Genomic DNA, 398 nt, shown 5'->3' with positions numbered 1-398 from the left:
TGCTCGGCCGGCTGACCGGCCGCGACGACGTCGTCTTCGGCGCCACGGTGTCCGGCCGCCCGGCCGACCTGCCCGGCGTGGAGTCGATGATCGGCCTGTTCATCAACACCGTGCCGGTGCGCGTCCGCATCCACCCCGAGCGCGCCCTGGGCGGCTTGATCGAGGACGTGCAGGCCGAGCAGGCCGCCCTGCTGGGGCACCAGCACCTCGGGCTCACCGAGGTCCAGGGCCTGACCGGCGCGGGCGAGCTGTTCGACACGCTCGTGGTGTTCGAGAACTACCCGCTGGACCCGTCGGCGCTGGAGCTGCCCGGCACCGGCCTGCGGATGGCCGACGTGCGCGGCCGGGACTCCACCCACTACCCCCTGACGCTGGTCGTGTTCCCCGGCTCGGAGCTG

The 398-nt window shown here is 73.6% G+C and carries 1 protein-coding gene; it reads left to right on the top strand.

Annotation, left to right across the window (positions count from 1 at the left end):
* Positions 1-398 (top strand): condensation domain-containing protein (locus AB0G02_RS34685; protein WP_360802993.1); only part of this gene is annotated, 398 nt, incomplete at both ends.

The organism is Actinosynnema sp. NPDC023658 (assembly GCF_040639995.1).
In the GTDB taxonomy this organism is placed as follows: Bacteria; Actinomycetota; Actinomycetes; order Mycobacteriales; family Pseudonocardiaceae; genus Actinosynnema.
This window is presented reverse-complemented; position numbering and strand designations above follow the sequence as displayed.